General features: G+C 59.9%; 15 protein-coding genes. 5 read left to right on the top strand and 10 right to left on the bottom strand.

Translation table 11 applies throughout. The annotated features are described in order from the left end of the window. Nucleotides 1-6: 6 nt before the first annotated feature. Entirely contained in the window at nucleotides 7-1,674 is a 1,668-nt protein-coding gene (locus tag NW851_RS00075) for an ABC transporter permease (protein ID WP_414336449.1), read from the top strand. Nucleotides 1,675-1,696: 22 nt separating this feature from the next. Here NW851_RS00075 and NW851_RS00070 read toward each other — a convergent pair whose 3' ends face one another. Further along, nucleotides 1,697-2,326, bottom strand: a complete 630-nt coding sequence (locus NW851_RS00070; protein WP_414336447.1) for a hypothetical protein — start codon at nucleotides 2,324-2,326, stop codon at nucleotides 1,697-1,699. A 231-nt stretch (nucleotides 2,327-2,557) separates the two neighbouring features. On the opposite strand from NW851_RS00070, the gene NW851_RS00065 reads away from it, so the two are divergent. The 3 genes from NW851_RS00065 to NW851_RS00055 all read left to right on the top strand — a co-directional run bounded on the left by NW851_RS00065 (nucleotide 2,558) and on the right by NW851_RS00055 (nucleotide 5,846). Next, nucleotides 2,558-3,898, top strand: coding sequence for an ABC transporter substrate-binding protein (locus NW851_RS00065; protein ID WP_414336445.1), 1,341 nt, complete (start codon nucleotides 2,558-2,560; stop codon nucleotides 3,896-3,898). Nucleotides 3,899-4,006: 108 nt separating this feature from the next. Beyond that, the gene (locus tag NW851_RS00060) at nucleotides 4,007-5,209 is read left to right on the top strand and encodes a carbohydrate ABC transporter permease (protein ID WP_414336443.1); all 1,203 of its coding nucleotides are present in this window, start codon (nucleotides 4,007-4,009) and stop codon (nucleotides 5,207-5,209) included. A gap of 103 nt (nucleotides 5,210-5,312) precedes the next feature. Further along, nucleotides 5,313-5,846, top strand: a complete 534-nt coding sequence (locus NW851_RS00055; RefSeq protein ID WP_414336441.1) for a pentapeptide repeat-containing protein — start codon at nucleotides 5,313-5,315, stop codon at nucleotides 5,844-5,846. On the opposite strand, the gene purH is transcribed toward NW851_RS00055, so the two are convergent. From purH to psbE, 8 genes are all read right to left on the bottom strand, one after another. Further along, nucleotides 5,831-7,423: a bifunctional phosphoribosylaminoimidazolecarboxamide formyltransferase/IMP cyclohydrolase gene (purH, locus tag NW851_RS00050; protein WP_414336439.1), complete on the bottom strand. Its 1,593-nt coding sequence runs from the start codon at nucleotides 7,421-7,423 to the stop codon at nucleotides 5,831-5,833. The genes NW851_RS00055 and purH overlap by 16 nt on opposite strands. A gap of 106 nt (nucleotides 7,424-7,529) precedes the next feature. Further along, nucleotides 7,530-8,345 (bottom strand): serine O-acetyltransferase, encoded by an 816-nt coding sequence (gene cysE, locus NW851_RS00045; protein ID WP_414336438.1) that lies wholly within the window; start codon nucleotides 8,343-8,345, stop codon nucleotides 7,530-7,532. A 120-nt stretch (nucleotides 8,346-8,465) separates the two neighbouring features. After that, nucleotides 8,466-9,968, bottom strand: coding sequence for a hypothetical protein (locus NW851_RS00040; RefSeq protein WP_414336436.1), 1,503 nt, complete (start codon nucleotides 9,966-9,968; stop codon nucleotides 8,466-8,468). A gap of 150 nt (nucleotides 9,969-10,118) precedes the next feature. Further along, entirely contained in the window at nucleotides 10,119-11,012 is an 894-nt protein-coding gene (locus tag NW851_RS00035) for a 4-hydroxybenzoate solanesyltransferase (protein ID WP_414335123.1), read from the bottom strand. Between the two features lie 455 nt (nucleotides 11,013-11,467). Then, nucleotides 11,468-11,587 carry a photosystem II reaction center protein J gene (locus NW851_RS00030; RefSeq protein ID WP_414335132.1) on the bottom strand — a complete coding sequence of 40 codons (120 nt, stop codon included), beginning with the start codon at nucleotides 11,585-11,587 and terminating at the stop codon, nucleotides 11,468-11,470. Nucleotides 11,588-11,727: 140 nt separating this feature from the next. Beyond that, nucleotides 11,728-11,853: a photosystem II reaction center protein L gene (locus tag NW851_RS00025; protein ID WP_011431223.1), complete on the bottom strand. Its 126-nt coding sequence runs from the start codon at nucleotides 11,851-11,853 to the stop codon at nucleotides 11,728-11,730. Between the two features lie 5 nt (nucleotides 11,854-11,858). Further along, on the bottom strand, nucleotides 11,859-11,990 hold the full coding sequence (gene psbF, locus NW851_RS00020; RefSeq protein ID WP_414335122.1) for a cytochrome b559 subunit beta: 132 nt from the start codon (nucleotides 11,988-11,990) through the stop codon (nucleotides 11,859-11,861). Between the two features lie 75 nt (nucleotides 11,991-12,065). After that, nucleotides 12,066-12,311, bottom strand: a complete 246-nt coding sequence (psbE, locus tag NW851_RS00015) for a cytochrome b559 subunit alpha (protein ID WP_414335121.1) — start codon at nucleotides 12,309-12,311, stop codon at nucleotides 12,066-12,068. A gap of 309 nt (nucleotides 12,312-12,620) precedes the next feature. Between psbE and NW851_RS00010 the strand changes: the two genes are divergently transcribed. After that, nucleotides 12,621-14,315: an S-layer protein gene (locus NW851_RS00010; RefSeq protein WP_414336434.1), complete on the top strand. Its 1,695-nt coding sequence runs from the start codon at nucleotides 12,621-12,623 to the stop codon at nucleotides 14,313-14,315. 60 nt (nucleotides 14,316-14,375) lie between these two features. Here the strand turns inward: NW851_RS00010 and NW851_RS00005 are convergent. After that, nucleotides 14,376-15,602: RNA-guided endonuclease InsQ/TnpB family protein (locus NW851_RS00005; RefSeq protein WP_414336432.1), on the bottom strand; the 1,227-nt coding region annotated here is incomplete at its 5' end.

Raw genomic sequence — 15,602 nt, 5'->3', positions numbered from 1 at the left:
GAGGGCTTGAGCAAAGGGTTAAGGCACCCCATCATTCCCTGGCTGGTGGCTGTAGCGGGCCTTTTGGTTTTGACCCATGCCTATCCCCTCTGGAAGCTGTTGCAGCGAGCCTTGAGCAGCGAAGGGGAAGGGCTTTCCTTTGAGAACATCCGCTGGTTGCTGGAAACGCCCCGCGTCCATCTGGCGCTGGTTCACAGCCTTTGGGTGTCGACGGTCTCAGCCACATTGGCGCTGGTCGGCGGCCTGGTGCTGGCGGTACTCACCACCCAGACAGATTTGCCGGGCCGCGGCATCCTGCGGGTGCTCTTTTTATCTCCCCTCGTGGTTCCGCCCCAGGTTTTGGCCTTGGCCTGGATCCAATGGGCCGGGCCGGTGGGCTATTTGCAGCAGGGACTGCGCTGGATTTTGGGGAAGCAGGGATCCCTGTGGAGCTTCTACACGCCGGGGGGGATCATTCTGCTGCTGGCTCTTTTTGTGCTGCCAATTGCCTACCTGACGCTGGTGGCGGGCTTGAGCCGGCTCTCCAGGCAAGCTCAGGAGGCGGCCCAACTGGATGGGGCAAACCTGCTGCAGGTTTGGCTCTTCATCACCCTGCCCCTGTTGCGGTCCTCTGTGGCGGCAGCGGCGGCGCTGGCCTTCCTGGGGGCCTGGGGCAATTTCGGGATCCCGGCCTTGCTGGGGATCCCAGGACGCTACCTGACTTTGCCCACCCTGCTGTACCAAGAGGTGATCAACTTCGGCGGGGATGGGTTTGGGCGCAGCGCGGCGCTGGCGTTGCTCTTTGGCCTGCCGGCCCTCTTCTTTTTGGCCTGGTCACAGCAGCCTCAGGAGGGGCTGGATCCAGGCGAGGCCCCTCCGGATCCCTATCGCTTGGGCTGGCTGGGTTGGCTGCTCAGCGGGATCCTCTTCGCCGCAGCCTTGCTGCTCATTCTCGGGCCTTTGCTGGCCATGGCTGCAACTGCCCTGCTGCGGGCCTATGGCCTGCCCTTAGTCTGGTCTAACCTGACGCTGGAGCATTTCCGCATGGTTCTCTTTGAGCTGGAGCGGGCCCGCCGCGCCACGCTGCACAGTTTGGGCTTGGCGGGAGGAGCAGCGCTGCTCTGCAGCGGGATGGCGACGATCTTGGGCTATGCTCTGACTCGGTTGAAAGTACGGCTGCTGGCGCTGCTCAGCTTCCTCGTGGACTTGCCCTATGCCCTGCCGGGCCTGATTTTTGCGTTGTCCCTCATTTTGGTGTGGTTGCCCCCGCCCCTGCCGGGGCTGAGCCTCTACGGCACCCTAGGGCTGATCCTGATGGCCTATCTGGGACGGTTCTTGGCCCTGGCGCTACAGCCACTGCAAGCTGCTTGGTGCAGCCTGGACACCAGCCTAGAGGAGGCAGCCAGCCTGGATGGGGCATCTCTGCTGCAAACCTTTCGCCACATTCTGCTGCCCCTGCTGGCACCGGCCTTAACGGCAGCGGTGTTGCTGGTGTTTTTGCAATCTTTTGCCGAGCTGACCCTCTCTGCCCTCTTGGTAACCTCCCGCTCGGAAACCTTTGGGTGGCTCATCTTTGGCTTGCAACAAGGGGGCTACACCCACCAGGCGGCGGCCCTGAGCACCCTGCTGCTGATCGTCCTGTTGGGTCTAGCCGCAGGGATCCAGGCGCTGCGGCGGCAGGTCGGGCAGCCTTGAGCAGGGGATCCCACCAGATCCTTCACGGATGGGGGTCGATGGTGGTGGTGCGACGGATGGGTTGCCCCTTCAGGGTATTGCCTTCTACTGTTTTCACCCAGCCTTGCCCTGGCACAAATCGGTACTGCACATCCGCCTCAGACCCACCGAGCAGATCCCCTTCGACATTGAAGACACGGGTTTCCCGCTGCCAGCCTCCTGGCCCGGTCGGTGTGCCGCTCGACTCGGTGGAGTAGGTTTGGCCGCGAGAGTTGCTGAATTGGCCGCTGCGTTGCCAGCCTTGTCCCGCTTGGCCCTCGATCAGGCCCGAGCTGCTGCCCACCGTCTCGCCCTCGGCGTTCTGCACTGTGGTGTTGCCCTGCCGTTGCCAACCCTCACTTGTGCGAGTCGTGGTGTGCCGATGGTTCAGGTTCCAGGTCTGGCCTTGTTGGGTGGTCACTTGGCCGGAATAGTCCCCTTCCACCCCTTGACCGGGGGATCCCTGGCCGGAATAGGTGCCACTACCGGCTCTGCCGCTTGGCCCGCTGCGAGTGTAGGTGCCGGAGTGGGTAAAGGTGCGTTCGCCGCTTGGGGTTAGGGATCCACCCGTTGGCGGGGGAGCGGTGCGGGCGCGTTGACGGGGGCGAGCCTGCGCAAAGGGAGCAAGCGTCATCAGGAGGGCAGTAGCTAATAATAGGCAAAAGCTTGCATTTTTCATCATTTTCATGTTCGAGACCCCTTGAGAAGTTGCCAATCATAACCTGGGCTGGGCGCTCATTTCATCTGACTCTGACTGCGGCCTGAGGGTTCACTTTCTGAGGGGATCCCGGCCAGATATAACCTGCTCTTAATGTCGGTGCAGTATTCTCGGATGTGCCTTTAGCGAGTGCAACTGCCTTTTTCTATGAACACCCGTCGTACTTTCCTGGCTTTCGCCGCTGGCTTGGTGGCTGCCTTCCTGGCTGCCGACAGCTTTGCCCAGTCTCCTGCCAACGTCAAAGTTTGGATTGCCTTTACCGATAACCGTCTCGATTGGGCCCGCGCAAAAGCGGCAGAGTTTAACAAGCAATTTCCTCAGTACAACGTAACTGTTGAGGGCTACGGCAACTACGAAGAAATTCAACAGGCCACCGACCTGGCCATTCAACAAAATGCAGCTCCTTCGGTGGTGCAGTGGTTTGAGGTGGGCACCCAACGGGCACGGGATTTCGGCTATTTCAAGTCCATCGCCGATGCGCTGGGCAACCGCACCGAGGTGAACGGGATCCCGGTGAACTTCGACGATTTTATCGAGCCGGTGGTGAGCTACTACACCCTGGACGGCAAGTTCACCTCCATGCCCTGGAACAGCTCCAGCCCCATCCTCTACTCCAACACCGCCATTTTGAAGAAAGCCGGGATCGAGAAGCCGCCGGCCACCTGGCAGGAGCTGGAAGCCGCCTGCGAGAAGATCATGGCGCTTCCCGACGCTCCTCAGGGCTGCGTCACCTGGCCCAACCACGGCTGGTTCTACGAGCAGTGGATGGCGCAGCAAGATGCTCTCTTGGCCAACAACGAAAATGGCCGTGCCGCCCGGGCCACCCAGGTCTTTTTGGACTCGGAGCCTTCAGTAGCCATTGCTACTTGGTGGAAAGGGATGTACGACAAACGCTACTACATCTACAGCGGCAAGCAGCGGGATTGGGCGGCCACGGAGCAGGCCATCCAAACCGGCACCGTTGCCATGGCCATCACCAGCAGCGCCGACGCGGCCAACATCACCAACGCCGCCAAGCAGAACAACATCGAGCTGGTCACCACCCGCATGCCCTACAACGCCGACAAGGGTTGGACGGGGAACTTGATTGGGGGCGCCAGCCTTTGGTTGGTGAAAGATCTGCCCAAAGAGGTGGAAGAGGGGGCGCTGACCTTCATGTTGTGGCTGAATAACACCGAAAATGCTGCCGAATGGCACAAGGTAACCGGCTATCTGCCCATTCGCAAAAGCTCGGTAGCCTTGCTGGAGTCGCAGGGCTGGTTCAAGGAAAACCCCAACTTCTTCACCGCCAGCGACCAAATCAACAACTCCAAGGTCACTCCTGCCACCCGTGGGGCGCTGTTGGGGGCTTTTCCCGAGATTCGCAATGTGGTCACCCAAACCATGGAGGATCTCATGCTCAAAGGCGGGGAGCCGGCCCAAGCCATGGCCAAGGCCAACGAGACTGCCAACCGCCTGCTGGCCGAGTACAACTCCCTCTATCAGTAATTGGTTAGGAGCTAGGATGCCGCCAGATTGACGGCGAAATCGAGGATAGGGGGTGGGCGGCGGCCTGCCCCTTTCCTGGCTTTTGCAAGGTTAGAGGGGAGAGAGAACATGGGGCAATGGATCCAAGTGCTGGTGCCGCTGTTGGCGGGGTTGATAGGGGCCCTCTGGGTGGGATCCCGTTTTCGGCGCATCGAGCGGCCTGTGCTGCTGGGGGCGGCTCTGGGGGGGCTGGCAGGAGGGCTGGGATCCCTGATCTTCATGGTGCCGCTGGATTTTTGCACCTTTGCGCCGGAGCGCAAGGTCATCGACCTGGTTTTTGGTGTGGGGCTGGTGCTGGCGGGCATGGCCATCCCTCTCTGGCCGCTGCTGGCGTGGATCCGCAAGGAACAGGAGCGCCGCCTGGGGATCCAAAGAGCAACTCCCCAAGAGAGGGGTATCTTCAAGCAGGGGTGGCTGGCCTGGCTGCTTCTGTTGCCCACCTTCACGATCTTGGTGGTGTTTCTCTACTACCCAGGGCTGGATACCCTGCGCCTTTCCACCCTGCTCACCTTTGTGGGGGCGCCGCGCAGCCGCTTCGTTTGTGTGGATAACTTTACTGCCTTGCTGACGGATGCCGCCTATCTGCGCAGCCTGGGGATTACCTTTGCCATTTCGGCGGCCATCGTGGTGCTGGGACTGAGCGGATCCCTGTTGATCGCCACGTTGGCCTACCAGCCCATTCGCGGAGCGGCGATCTATCGCATCTTGCTGATCTGGCCCTACGCCATTTCGCCGGCGGTGGCCGGGATCATCTTCTTCATCCTGTTCAACCCTTTGGGCGGCGTAGCTAACTATTTACTGGGGCTGGTAGGGATCCCACGTTTGAACTGGCTGAGCGATCCCAACTTGGCCCCTTGGGTGGTGATCTTTGCCAGCGTTTGGAAGCAGATGGGCTACAACATTTTGTTTTACCTGGCCGGTCTACAAAATCTGCCCAAAGATCTGCTGGAGGCGGCTGCCATTGACGGAGCCGGCGCTCTTCGTCGCTTTTTTGCCATTACCCTACCCCTGCTTTCCCCCATCACCTTCTTTTTGGTGATTACCAACATGACCTATGCATTTTTCGATATCTTTGGCACCATTGATTTGCTGACTGCCGGCGGCCCTTCGGGATCCACCTCGGTGTTGATCTACGAGATCTACAAAATTGGAGTGTCTTCGGGAAATTTGGGCAGGGCTGCTGCGCAATCCATTGTGCTGTTTCTCATTGTGGTGGGGCTGACGATCCTGCAATTTCGCACCACCGAGCGGAATGTGACCTACGGCGGATAATCTCTGCTGCAAGGGGAGGTGCATCGAAGTTTGCAGCAGCCCCTGTGTGATGAGCGAGAAGAAAATCGGCAAGAATGGTGGCCGAGCAATCTAGGGATCCCCAATGGCTGCAAAATCCAACCCCTCGACCTGCCGGCGCAACTTCGGGAAGCTGGGCATCTTGCTGGCGGCCATTCTGTTGCTGTGGCTCCTCTGGGGAGCCCCGGCAGGCAGCCAAACCCGTCTCAATTTCAGCAATGCCGATCTGCAGGGTCAGGATTTGTCCGGCCAAGATTGTCGGGGCAGCAGCTTTGTCGGGGCCAACTTGCAGGGCGCCGATCTGCATGGGGCCAACCTTGCGGGGGCGGCATTTACCAAAGCCAATCTGGCAGAGGCCAATCTGTCGGGCGCCGACTTGAGCAATAGCCTCTTGGATCTGGCCAATTTGGCCGGAGCCGATCTCAGGGGGGCCAACCTTACAGGGGCGATTGCCGCGCGAGCGGCTTGGCAGGGGGCGCAGATTGCCGGCGCCGATTTCAGCGAGGCCTACGTGGATCGGGCGGCTCTGCGGCAGTTGTGCGAGCGAGCCGAGGGATCCCACCCCGTGACAGGCGTTGCCACTTGCGAGAGTTTGGGCTGCCCTCAGTGCAAAAAGTGACGCCTGCCGGTGCAGACCATGGCAATACCGGCAGCGTTAGCGGCAGCGATGGAATCGGCATCCCGAATGCTGCCTCCCGGCTGAATGATGGCGCGGATCCCGGCCCGGACGGCTGCCTCCACACTGTCGGCAAACGGGAAAAAGCCGTCGCTGGCCAAAACCGCTCCCGCCGCCCGCGCGCCGGCCTGCCTGAGGGCGATCTCCACGGCCCCCACCCGGTTCATTTGGCCGGCCCCAATGCCCATCGTCTGTCCCTGCCGGGCGACAACAATGGCGTTGGATTTCACGTGCTTGCAAACGATCCAGGCAAACTCCAGATCTGACCACTCTGCCGGGGTGGGCTGGCGCTCGGTCACCACCCGCCAGGACTGTTGGCGGTCGGATCCCTGGAGCCGGTCCGCCTCTTGCACCAGGAAGCCCCCGGCCAGGGTGCGAAGGGTCTGGGCCGGCCCCACACAAAAGTCCGGCAAGACCAAGACCCGCAGGTTTTTTTTAGCCGCCAGCTGCTCAGCCGCCTCTGGGGTGCAAGCGGGGGCAACTACACATTCCAAAAAAGGCTCCGCCAGGCGCTGGGCGGTCTCCCGATCCAAGGTTTGGGTAAGGGCGACGATGCCCCCAAAGGCCGAAACCGGGTCGGCAGCCAGCGCCGCCTCCAGGGCAGCAGCCAGCGATGGGCGCACAGCCACGCCACAGGGGTTGTTGTGCTTCACCACCACCGCCACCGCCTGTCCGGGGTCGTGCTCGCCGGCCAGACACAGGCTCAATTCCGCCGCCAGAGCGCGGGCCGCCTCCAGATCCAGCAGGTTGTTGTAGCTTAGCTCCTTCCCTTGCAATTGTTGGGCCCGATGCCAGCCGGGGGCAGCCGGATCCACCACGTACCAAGTGGCAGCTTGGTGGGGGTTCTCCCCATAGCGCAGGCGCTGCCAGGGGATCCCTCGCAGTTGAAAAACAGGTTCGGGAGCGGTCGGGGGAGCTTGAGACTGCCGGGCCAGGTAGTTGACGATGGCGCGGTCGTAGGCCAGCACCTGCTCAAAAGCCCGACGGGCACACTGAAAGCGAAACGCCAACTGCTCCGTTTCCCCATCCCCGCCGGATAACAGTTGTAAATACCGGGGATATTGGCTGGGATCCGTCAGCACCGTAACGTAGGGATAATTTTTGGCTGCCGCCCGCGCCAAAGTGGGCCCGCCGATATCGATTTGCTCAAAAGCTTCCGCCAGAGACACCTCTGCCTGCGCTACCGTCTGCTCAAAAGGGTAGAAATTGACCACCACCAGTTGGATGGGAGGGATCCCCAGCGCCTCCAGATCCGCTTGGTCTGCGGGATGATCCAGACGGGCCAAAATGCCGGCGTGAATGCGGGGGTGCAGCGTCTTCACCCGTCCCCCCAGGATCTCTGGCGCGCCGGTGTGGGCCGAAACAGGCGTGACCGGGATCCCGGCTTCTGAGAGCACCCTGGCCGTGCCCCCGCTGCTGAGCAGTTGAAAGCCGTGCTCCTGGACAAGGGCCTGGGCCAGCGGGATGAGCCCGGTCTTGTCGGAAACACTCAACAAAGCTACAGGATTCTGAAGCAGCATCGGACGGCGTGATCAGTCAAAAACAGCTCAGCGCCCCCACAGCATACCGCGTCAGCCGCCCCATCTTCCGAGTGACTTGGATTTTTACAGACCAACACCTCTCTTGCTAAGAATATTCTGAGCCGCCGCCAACCTCATCCTGCCGAGCTTTTTCCCGCTCTTGGTTGAGACGGGCTACTTGGGCTTCTAGGTCTTGGATACGGTGCAGCAACTGCTCGATAGCGCGCCCCACCGGGTCGGGCATGAGATGGTGGTCTAAGTCGATGCCATGGGCAGGGATGCGGCGTTGATGGGGTGGGATGACCGCCCGCCCTGGGATCCCGACCACCGTCATGCCGGGAGCCACATCCTGAATCACGACCGCGTTGGCCCCGATCCGGGCTTTTTCGCCAATGCGAACCGGCCCCAAAATCTTTGCCCCCGTGCCGACAATCACTCCGTTTTCCAGGGTGGGGTGCCGCTTGCCCTTGCTCCAAGAGGTACCTCCCAGAGTGACCCCGTGGTAAAGGGTAACATCGTCGCCAATCTCCGCCGTCTCGCCGATCACCACCCCACAGCCGTGGTCGATGAAAAAGCGCCGCCCAATCTGGGCTGCCGGGTGAATTTCGATTAAGGTGAAAGAACGAGCGAAGAAACTGATCACCCGCGCCAGAAAAAACCAGCGCCGTTTCCATAGCCAGTGGGCGATGCGGTGCAGAAACAAAGCATGCACGCCAGGATAGGTGAAAATCACCTCCCAGCGATTGCGCGCCGCCGGATCCCGCTCGAAGACGCAATCAACATCTTCCCAAAATTGCTGCCAAAACCCCAGCTTTGGCTCCGGCTTGCCGGAAGGGAGAGCATCGCTCGCCTCTGTTTGGGGGCTTTCCACCGCCGGCTGCGAGGACTCCGTCTCGCTGACGCGATTGGCCTTTGTCAGCATGAATGGTCTCCGTTGAGGAACCTCCACTGCTTCCCCTTCTAGCATTTTTTGCCAGCAGCCAGAAGCGATCTCCCGCGCAAGGGGGATCTCTGCCGGATTAAGCTCAAACAAAGCTTCCTTCTACCTCAAGCCTCTACCCAACTGCTGAGCCACCAGTTGCCCAATCGCCTGCGCGGCTCCCGGCCTTCCCCCCAGCCGCTGCAATTCCGTCTGCATCTGCTGGCGTCGTTGGGGATCCTCCAACAGAACTCGCAGTTGTTCGGCCACGGCCAGCGGGCGCAAATGGCCCCGCAACTCCGGCACCACCTCTTGCCCGGCCCAGATGTTCGGCCAAGCCAAGTGGTTTAGCCACCGCAGGGCAATCCTGTTGATAAGGCGAGCCAACCCCGTACCCAGGCCAGGCAGGCGGGCCAGCAGGCCGAGGATCCCATCCCAGGCGCGCATTGCCTCCAGCTTGTTGGTGGGGATCACCACTACCATCGGCACCCCCAAATAGGCCAGCTCGGCGGTGTTGGCACCAACAGTGGTCAGACAGAGATCGCAGTTGGCCAGCACAGAATAGGCAGGAAAGCTTGTCCACAATTGCACAATGCTGCCAAAGGGGGTGACAAATTGGGAGCCCAGATTGGTTTGCTCCAGGATGGCCGAGGTGCCATAGATTACAGCCATGTCGGGGTTGAGCTTAGGATGGGCATAGCCGGCCAGCGACTGAGGCGTTTGTCCTGGGGCCACCGGGATCACGAAGCGGACATTGGGCAGCATCTGTCGCAGCTCATCGGCTACGGCCAACACCAGCGGTACCCCCAGAGAAAGCTTGGCCGGTTTGGAGCCGGGGAGCAATCCCACCTGATAGTGGGTGCGGTTGCCATCGCTCAGGCGCTGCCAGCCACGCGGTAGCCATTCTCCATCGCTGCAGCGGTGCTCCACCCGTTCCAGCGCGGTCTTGGCAGGCTCCATCCCACTGACAGGGCTGGGAGATGCCTCTTGGAGCGGGCCGAAAACTTGAGTTAGGGAAGAAAAACCCGCCGTCGGTTTGGCGGCAGGCGGCTGTGGGGATCTGCTGCCAAGCCAGCCGGGAAGGGGCACCCCCGGCAAATAGACGGCGCTGGCCACGCCATCCGCCATCAAATCCCCGACCACGTGCATCTTCTGGGCCCAGCGGTGGCCCAGGAGGCGTCCCCCGTCGTAGCGGCGTTTGATCGCCTCTGTTCGCAGGGCAAAAGCGTCTACCCAAGGTCGCCAACGGGGCCGATGCTCAGCATAGACCACCAGTCGATAGCGCAAGCGGCGAGCGATCCAGACGGCAAAAAACTGATCCCCCCCCAAAAACAGCACCACCCCTCGCCTGGCCCAATCCCAGGCTTCTTCGGTTTGGCCGGTGAGCAAAAAAGCCAGAAAAAAATCGGGATCCTGTACCCGATCCACGTCGATAAACGCTTGGGCTATGCTCATCTCTTGCCCGGAAGCATGGGGGCAAGGGGCAAGCACCAGAGAGAGGCGCGCCTGAGGCAATTGCTGTCGCAATTCCATCACGACTGGACGCACCCAGGTGGTCAGCTCTCCAGGGCCGTTTGAGAGGATGAGAATGTCATAGGGAGGCTCGCTGCCGCTCAGGGGGGCCATCGGGGGCTGAGATCCTTGGAGTTGTCGTCATTGTACAGTTTGCTTGTGGACACGGGCCGCCTCCGTCTGGTTGGCAGGCTGCCGGGATCTAGGGCCTGCAAATTCAGGTTCCCCAATAATCCCAATCCAACGAGCTTGAAAAAGGATCCCTTAGGCCAATAAGGATCCCCCGATCATCCCCGCCAGCAGGATAAACCCTTGCACCACATTTTGGCCGAAGATGGCCGGGTACAGAGTGGGAGGGGGATTGACCTGGTAAAGCTGCCAGGTTTGCCGGGCCCAGAGGAGGGCAGCAATGGCCAGGCTGAGGAAATAAACCCAGTGCAACCTCAGGCTGATCCCCACCCCCAACAGAGCGATGGCGGCACCCAAAAAAAACAGTCCCACCGCCGTCGGCGTCTGTCGCCCGAAAAAACGGGCGCTGGAGTGGATCCCGGCCCGTTCATCGTCTTCCCGATCCGAGAGGGCGTAGACCGTATCAAACCCCAACGTCCACAACACCGTGGCCAGCCACAGCCAGCCCAACCCTTCCTCCCATAGGGGCGTGTTCGGGTCTTGACCGCTCACCGCCGTCCAACTGATGAGCACGGCAAATCCCCAGGCCAGGGACAGCACCAGTTGGGGCACCGGAAACACCCGCTTGGCCGCCGGATAGAGCAGAATCACCGGCACTGCCGCCACACAAAGGGCAAAACTGACCGGGTTGAGAAACAGCGCCAGCCCTGCCGCGCAGGCCAAACTCAGCAGGGCCATCAGGATCCCGACGCCAACCGTCAGCTCCCGGCTGGCCAAGGGGCGGTTGCGGGTGCGCTCCACCAGTGGATCCAAATCCCGATCCCAAAGATCGTTAATGACACAGCCCGCCCCACTGGTGGCCAAGCTGCCCAAAATCAGGATCCCGATCAACGGCCAGGGGGGCGTTCCCCGCCCGGCCAAAAAGGCCCCCCACAGGGCCGGGATCATCAAAATCAATCGCCCTGCCGGCTTGTGCCAGCGCAGCAGCCGCAGAATGGCCCCGCCGGTGGCCCAGAGTGGGGCAGCCATAGCCAGTTTCCGGCCCAAAAGCGTGAGTTGCCGAGGGGTGTGGGCTTGACATCCTCTCCCGCTAGGCCCCGACGAGCCGTAGAGGGGAGATTCCCAGACTTCACGATCTGGGTTTCCGCTTCCTTCCCCTGCGAGTTTTTCGTAGTTGCCCTCTAGACTCATGTCTATCAGGTCTTACACTCACTCCACAGACTGTCACCGACTGTCCAGCAGCCAAAAGGTTGATGGCAGCATTGATATCCCGGTCATGGTGTGTCCTACATTGAGGTCACTCCCCTTACACAGCCCAGGGTTTCTTGCTCAGCAGTTGGGAAGAAGCGGTAGCGGAAGGCTCGTTCAGCCACACCTCACACTATAGCGCAGCCGATGTGAGGCTATCCTACTATTTGCTGGGTTCAGGGATATTGTTCGCGTTAGCGATGTGTAGCACTAACCCAAGACAAGAAGCCTCAAACTTACAGACTCGAGCCTAGGCCTACATAGGAACCGTAGAAGAAAAGCCCGACCACAGTGAGCACTCCCAAACCGGCAATCACGGCTACTATCCACAGAGGAATCCTTGCTTGACTGGTCATAGCAACTGGTCTCCAATAGAAAAAGACAAAACTGGCAGAAATTGCAGCCTCAAGTAAAAGAAATAAGGGCCAGCCAGAAGCCAACGTTGCTCCTTCTTGCCCTCTCTCAACCCCAAGAGCAGAATAATGTAACTCTGGCCTCAGTTGAGAAAGTAGCTAGAGAACAACAGCCCAACCACGAACACCAACAACAAACCCAGGTACAGGGAAGTGCGGTTTAGCTCCACCGGTTGGGTGTTGGGATTCTTTTCGGGTTGATCAGCCATTGGGTTCACCGTTGAATAAACTGCATCGCAGCAATAGCTCCCAAAAAGAAAACAGTTGGGATCGCCAAAGTGTGCACCGCCAGCCAACGGACGGTAAAAACAGGGTAGAAAACAGGTTCGTCAGATTTGTTGGCCATAGGTCTCATCCTACGCAAAAAAACGATTTATTTACAAATTGAAACAACAAGTGGCTTGCCTGCCCGCAGCCCCTCCTAGCGAGCTAGCCTCTCCAACTGCTCCAGAGCATTGAAGCGGTCGCTGACAATCGGCAGCTCCTGCCGCTCTGCCGTGAAATACTCATTGGGACGCGGGGTACCGAAAATATCATAAGCCAGGCCCGTGCTCACAAAAAGCCAGCCTGCCAAAAACAAAGCGGGAATGGTCAGTGCGTGAATGACCCAGTAGCGGACACTGGTAATGATGTCGGCAAAAGGTCGCTCTCCGGTGCTGCCAGCCATGAAACTCCTCCCTGGGGTAAGGGCAAAAGTGCTTTCTGAACTTTCCGAGTCTATAACACAATGATAAGGATTTGGATGCACAACTACAAGTTATGAGGCAATTGCTCAGGCCCTTTGCCGCCAGGCCAGATCTCATCCCGCATAGGTAAAATCTCTTAGTGGCTCCCTGCGGCGAGCTTTTGCACTCGAGTTTTGAGAATCCCGCTGCCAAAGGGCGCAATCCCAACTGGTATCGAAGGCTTGAGGACACGGCGGAAGTTTGAGATAAGCTGGCCCTGAGGGGATGTCAACGGAACAGGAGTAACAGCTATGCGGTGCTCGTGGCCCCTAGCTCTGAGTTTGTGTTGGACGCTGGGCTGGTCGAGCGTCAACCTGCCGGCTTGGTCTCAAGGGGTGGAGCAGCAAGCCTCGCTGGCCTGGGCCGATGCCTACGTGGCGGCGCTGGAGCGTCAGACGGATCTGGTGCTCACCCAGGAGCCGCTGTCGGCCACTCTCACCCGACTAGAATTGGCCCAGTGGCTGACGGAGTTTTTCGGCTACATCCCCAACCCCAACCAGGTGCAAGAAATTCGCGATCTCGAGCCCAATACCCCCGACTATTGGACGGCCCAGGCGGTGTTGCAGGCGGGGGCGATGCGCCTGTACGAAGGCAACGAGTTTCGTCCCCAAGGAGATCTCACCCACCTGGAAGCCCTGGCCATTTTGGTGCGGGCCCTGCAACTGCCTGCTCCCAACCAGGCCGATATTGAGCGCTGGATGGCTCTCTACAGCGATGCTGCTGAGGTGCCGGAGGTAGGGCGGGCTTTTGTGGCCATGGCGGGTGAAGCGGGGCTATTGGTGAATGTGCCGGATCCCGCCCGGCTGCGGCCCAATCGGGTGCTGAGCCGAGCTGAGGGGGCGGTGCTGTTACATCAGGCGTTGGTGTATCGCGGTCAGCTTCCACCCTTGCCGCCTCCGGTGGTGCAGTTGCGACCTTCTCCCGCTGCGGTGGCCGAGACCATCCAACCCGAAATCTTGCAAACGCGGGTTATCCCTGAGTCGGGAGTGGTGCCGGCAGGGAAAGCCTTGACCGTTGAGGCCCAGGGCACTCCCAACGGCAGGGCCACGGTGGATATTGGCGACCTGGTGCGGGGTTTGCCCATGGAAGAAGTGCAGCCCGGCTATTACCGCGCCGTTTACACCCTTGGCCCTCAAGACAGTGCCTTTGGCCCCGACATCCGCATCCAACTGAGCCTCAATGGAGTCAGTACCCGCGTTCAGCGGCGGCTCCCTCAACTGGCCCTGGGCAATGTCGCTCCCCCGTCGGTAGAACCGGTGTTTCCTCCCCCCGCCCCTTTGCCGCAGCCGGCTACCCCCGCTCCTCTGACCGCAGCCGGCAACCGCTCTCCACGTATTGAGGCGATTCGACTGGATCCCCAGCGCGACCTAGTGGAAGGGGATATCCTCACCATTGCCATCTGGGGTGACTCGGGAGGGATCGCCCAGTTTGATTTGGGGAATCTGGCCCTGAACCAGCCGATGCGGGAGGTGCGACCCAACCACTACGAGGGCACCTACGTGGTGGCCCCCACCCACCAAGCCAGCAACCCTGTTTTGCGAATTGTGCTCAGCAAAGACGGCCTCAGCCAGGAGTATCGCGAGATCTTCCCTTTTGCAATCGATGGATCCAAGGGAACCCGCTCCACCATTCAGCCAGCTTCTCGGCCTGTCGCTGCTGGGCCGCCTCAGATTTTTAGCATTACCACCAACAGCACCAGCCTGCGCATGGGCGAGATCCTCAAAGTCACGATGCGAGGGGATCCAGGGGGGCGGGCAGCTTTTCGCATCGTCGGGGTGACGCCAGAGGTGGAGATGCGGGAGGTGGCGCCCGGACTCTATGAAACCCAGCAACAACTGCCCTTCAACATGCAGCCGGTCAACAACGGCCTCATCGAGGTGATCCTGGAGCGGGGCGGGCAAAGAGCTACCCAAACCAGCCCCTCGCCGATCACCATCGCTCCCTGAGCAAAACTTGCCGCGCAGCATCGTGAAAACTTTATCCCGCTGGCGCAAGCCGTAGATGAACTACCCCACCGCGCAGGCGGGTGGGGTTTCCCCATCCGCTTGACAGCAGAGCTTTTGTCTCTTCTTCTGCCCCAGTTGCTTCATGGATCCCGTGTACCGGGTCTGTGAAGTAGAGCTGAAGCATCCAAGACTCACGAGGCTGGTTCCCAGCCCCGGTTGCTGTTCGCGGCAGCGGGACGGAGTCCAATTAGTAGCAACGTTGTACAGTACCATCACCGTTCCCCTGTCTCGCGGTATCGCAAACCCACAAGCAGAACAGACATGGTAACGGTTAATCAGGTCTGCCCACTCCTTGTGAACAGCACCGCACCGCGGGCAGCGCTGAGACGGCTTGAGGGTTTGTGTAGGAAGAAACAAGACCAGACCACCTCTCTGCTCAATTTTGTAGGTCAGCAGCCGGTTGAGGGTTGCAAAACCTACCGACAAAATAGACTTGTTTAGTCCGGCCTTGCGCTTCTTCCCTTTACCCTTAGCTTTACGGGTCATGTTCTTGACGTTGAGCTTTAAGGACTCCGTCCCGCTAACGCGACCAGTTACCCCGATGTCATAACGACGCGCAATCTCTGAGGTAACCTTGTGTTGCCAGTCTTTACGCTGACGGGCAACCTTGGCTTGGAGCTTAGCCTCTAGTCGGTTGATTTTCTTCCATCTCCTGGAAGCCTTCACTCCCTTCCTGGGTGCACGCTTTCGCCGCTTAAGTTTGGCGGTCTTGCGAACCTTCTCCTCACTCCTCTGCGTAAACCGAGGATTGGCAACCTCATGGAACTCACTCCCGTCGTATAGGGTTATGGCGGTCTCGGTGCCCAAGTCGTAGGCAACGATGGACTCATACTTCAAGTCTGACTGGGAACCAAACTTAGGCTGAGGCACTTCCACTTCTACAGTGAAGGAAGCATACCACTGCCGTAAAGTTGGCTTGTAGACAATAGTTAGTGTGGTAGGTTTCCCCCAGTCCTTGGCTTTGCCCCGCATCCTCAGGGTGAGGCCCAGGTCATTGAGGGTAACGCTACCGTGCTTACCGTTGCTGGCTACTTTCCACCCCGAACTGCTGGGATATGTCCAGCCGGAGTACCGCTTGATTGACTTGAACTTAGGCTTTTTACTCAGCCCTTGAAAGAAGCGCTGATAGGCAAAATCTACCCGCTTGACCGTAGCTTGCAGAGAATGGGAGTTGAGTTGAGCAAACTCCGGCCACGCCTGCTTGAACTCCGGCAGAAGGTTCTGCTG

Source organism: Synechococcus sp. H55.7 (genome assembly GCF_047462395.1).
GTDB lineage: Bacteria > Cyanobacteriota > Cyanobacteriia > Thermostichales > Thermostichaceae > Thermostichus.
The sequence above is the reverse complement of the archived record's forward strand: the minus strand, read 5'-3'. Positions and strand labels throughout refer to the sequence as shown.

Bases quoted from the DNA above. Each gene is read 5' to 3' on its own strand.
- NW851_RS00065 (WP_414336445.1), top strand. From the start codon at position 2,558: ATGAACACCCGTCGTACTTTCCTGGCTTTCGCCGCTGGCTTGGTGGCT.
- NW851_RS00070 (WP_414336447.1), bottom strand. From the start codon at position 2,326: ATGACGCTTGCTCCCTTTGCGCAGGCTCGCCCCCGTCAACGCGCCCGC.
- NW851_RS00010 (WP_414336434.1), top strand. From the start codon at position 12,621: ATGCGGTGCTCGTGGCCCCTAGCTCTGAGTTTGTGTTGGACGCTGGGC.
- cysE (WP_414336438.1), bottom strand. From the start codon at position 8,345: ATGCTGACAAAGGCCAATCGCGTCAGCGAGACGGAGTCCTCGCAGCCG.
- psbE (WP_414335121.1), bottom strand. From the start codon at position 12,311: ATGGCTGGCAGCACCGGAGAGCGACCTTTTGCCGACATCATTACCAGT.
- purH (WP_414336439.1), bottom strand. From the start codon at position 7,423: ATGCTGCTTCAGAATCCTGTAGCTTTGTTGAGTGTTTCCGACAAGACC.
- NW851_RS00035 (WP_414335123.1), bottom strand. From the start codon at position 11,012: ATGGCTGCCCCACTCTGGGCCACCGGCGGGGCCATTCTGCGGCTGCTG.
- NW851_RS00025 (WP_011431223.1), bottom strand. From the start codon at position 11,853: ATGGCTGATCAACCCGAAAAGAATCCCAACACCCAACCGGTGGAGCTA.
- psbF (WP_414335122.1), bottom strand. From the start codon at position 11,990: ATGGCCAACAAATCTGACGAACCTGTTTTCTACCCTGTTTTTACCGTC.
- NW851_RS00055 (WP_414336441.1), top strand. From the start codon at position 5,313: ATGGCTGCAAAATCCAACCCCTCGACCTGCCGGCGCAACTTCGGGAAG.
- NW851_RS00060 (WP_414336443.1), top strand. From the start codon at position 4,007: ATGGGGCAATGGATCCAAGTGCTGGTGCCGCTGTTGGCGGGGTTGATA.
- NW851_RS00030 (WP_414335132.1), bottom strand. From the start codon at position 11,587: ATGACCAGTCAAGCAAGGATTCCTCTGTGGATAGTAGCCGTGATTGCC.
- NW851_RS00040 (WP_414336436.1), bottom strand. From the start codon at position 9,968: ATGGCCCCCCTGAGCGGCAGCGAGCCTCCCTATGACATTCTCATCCTC.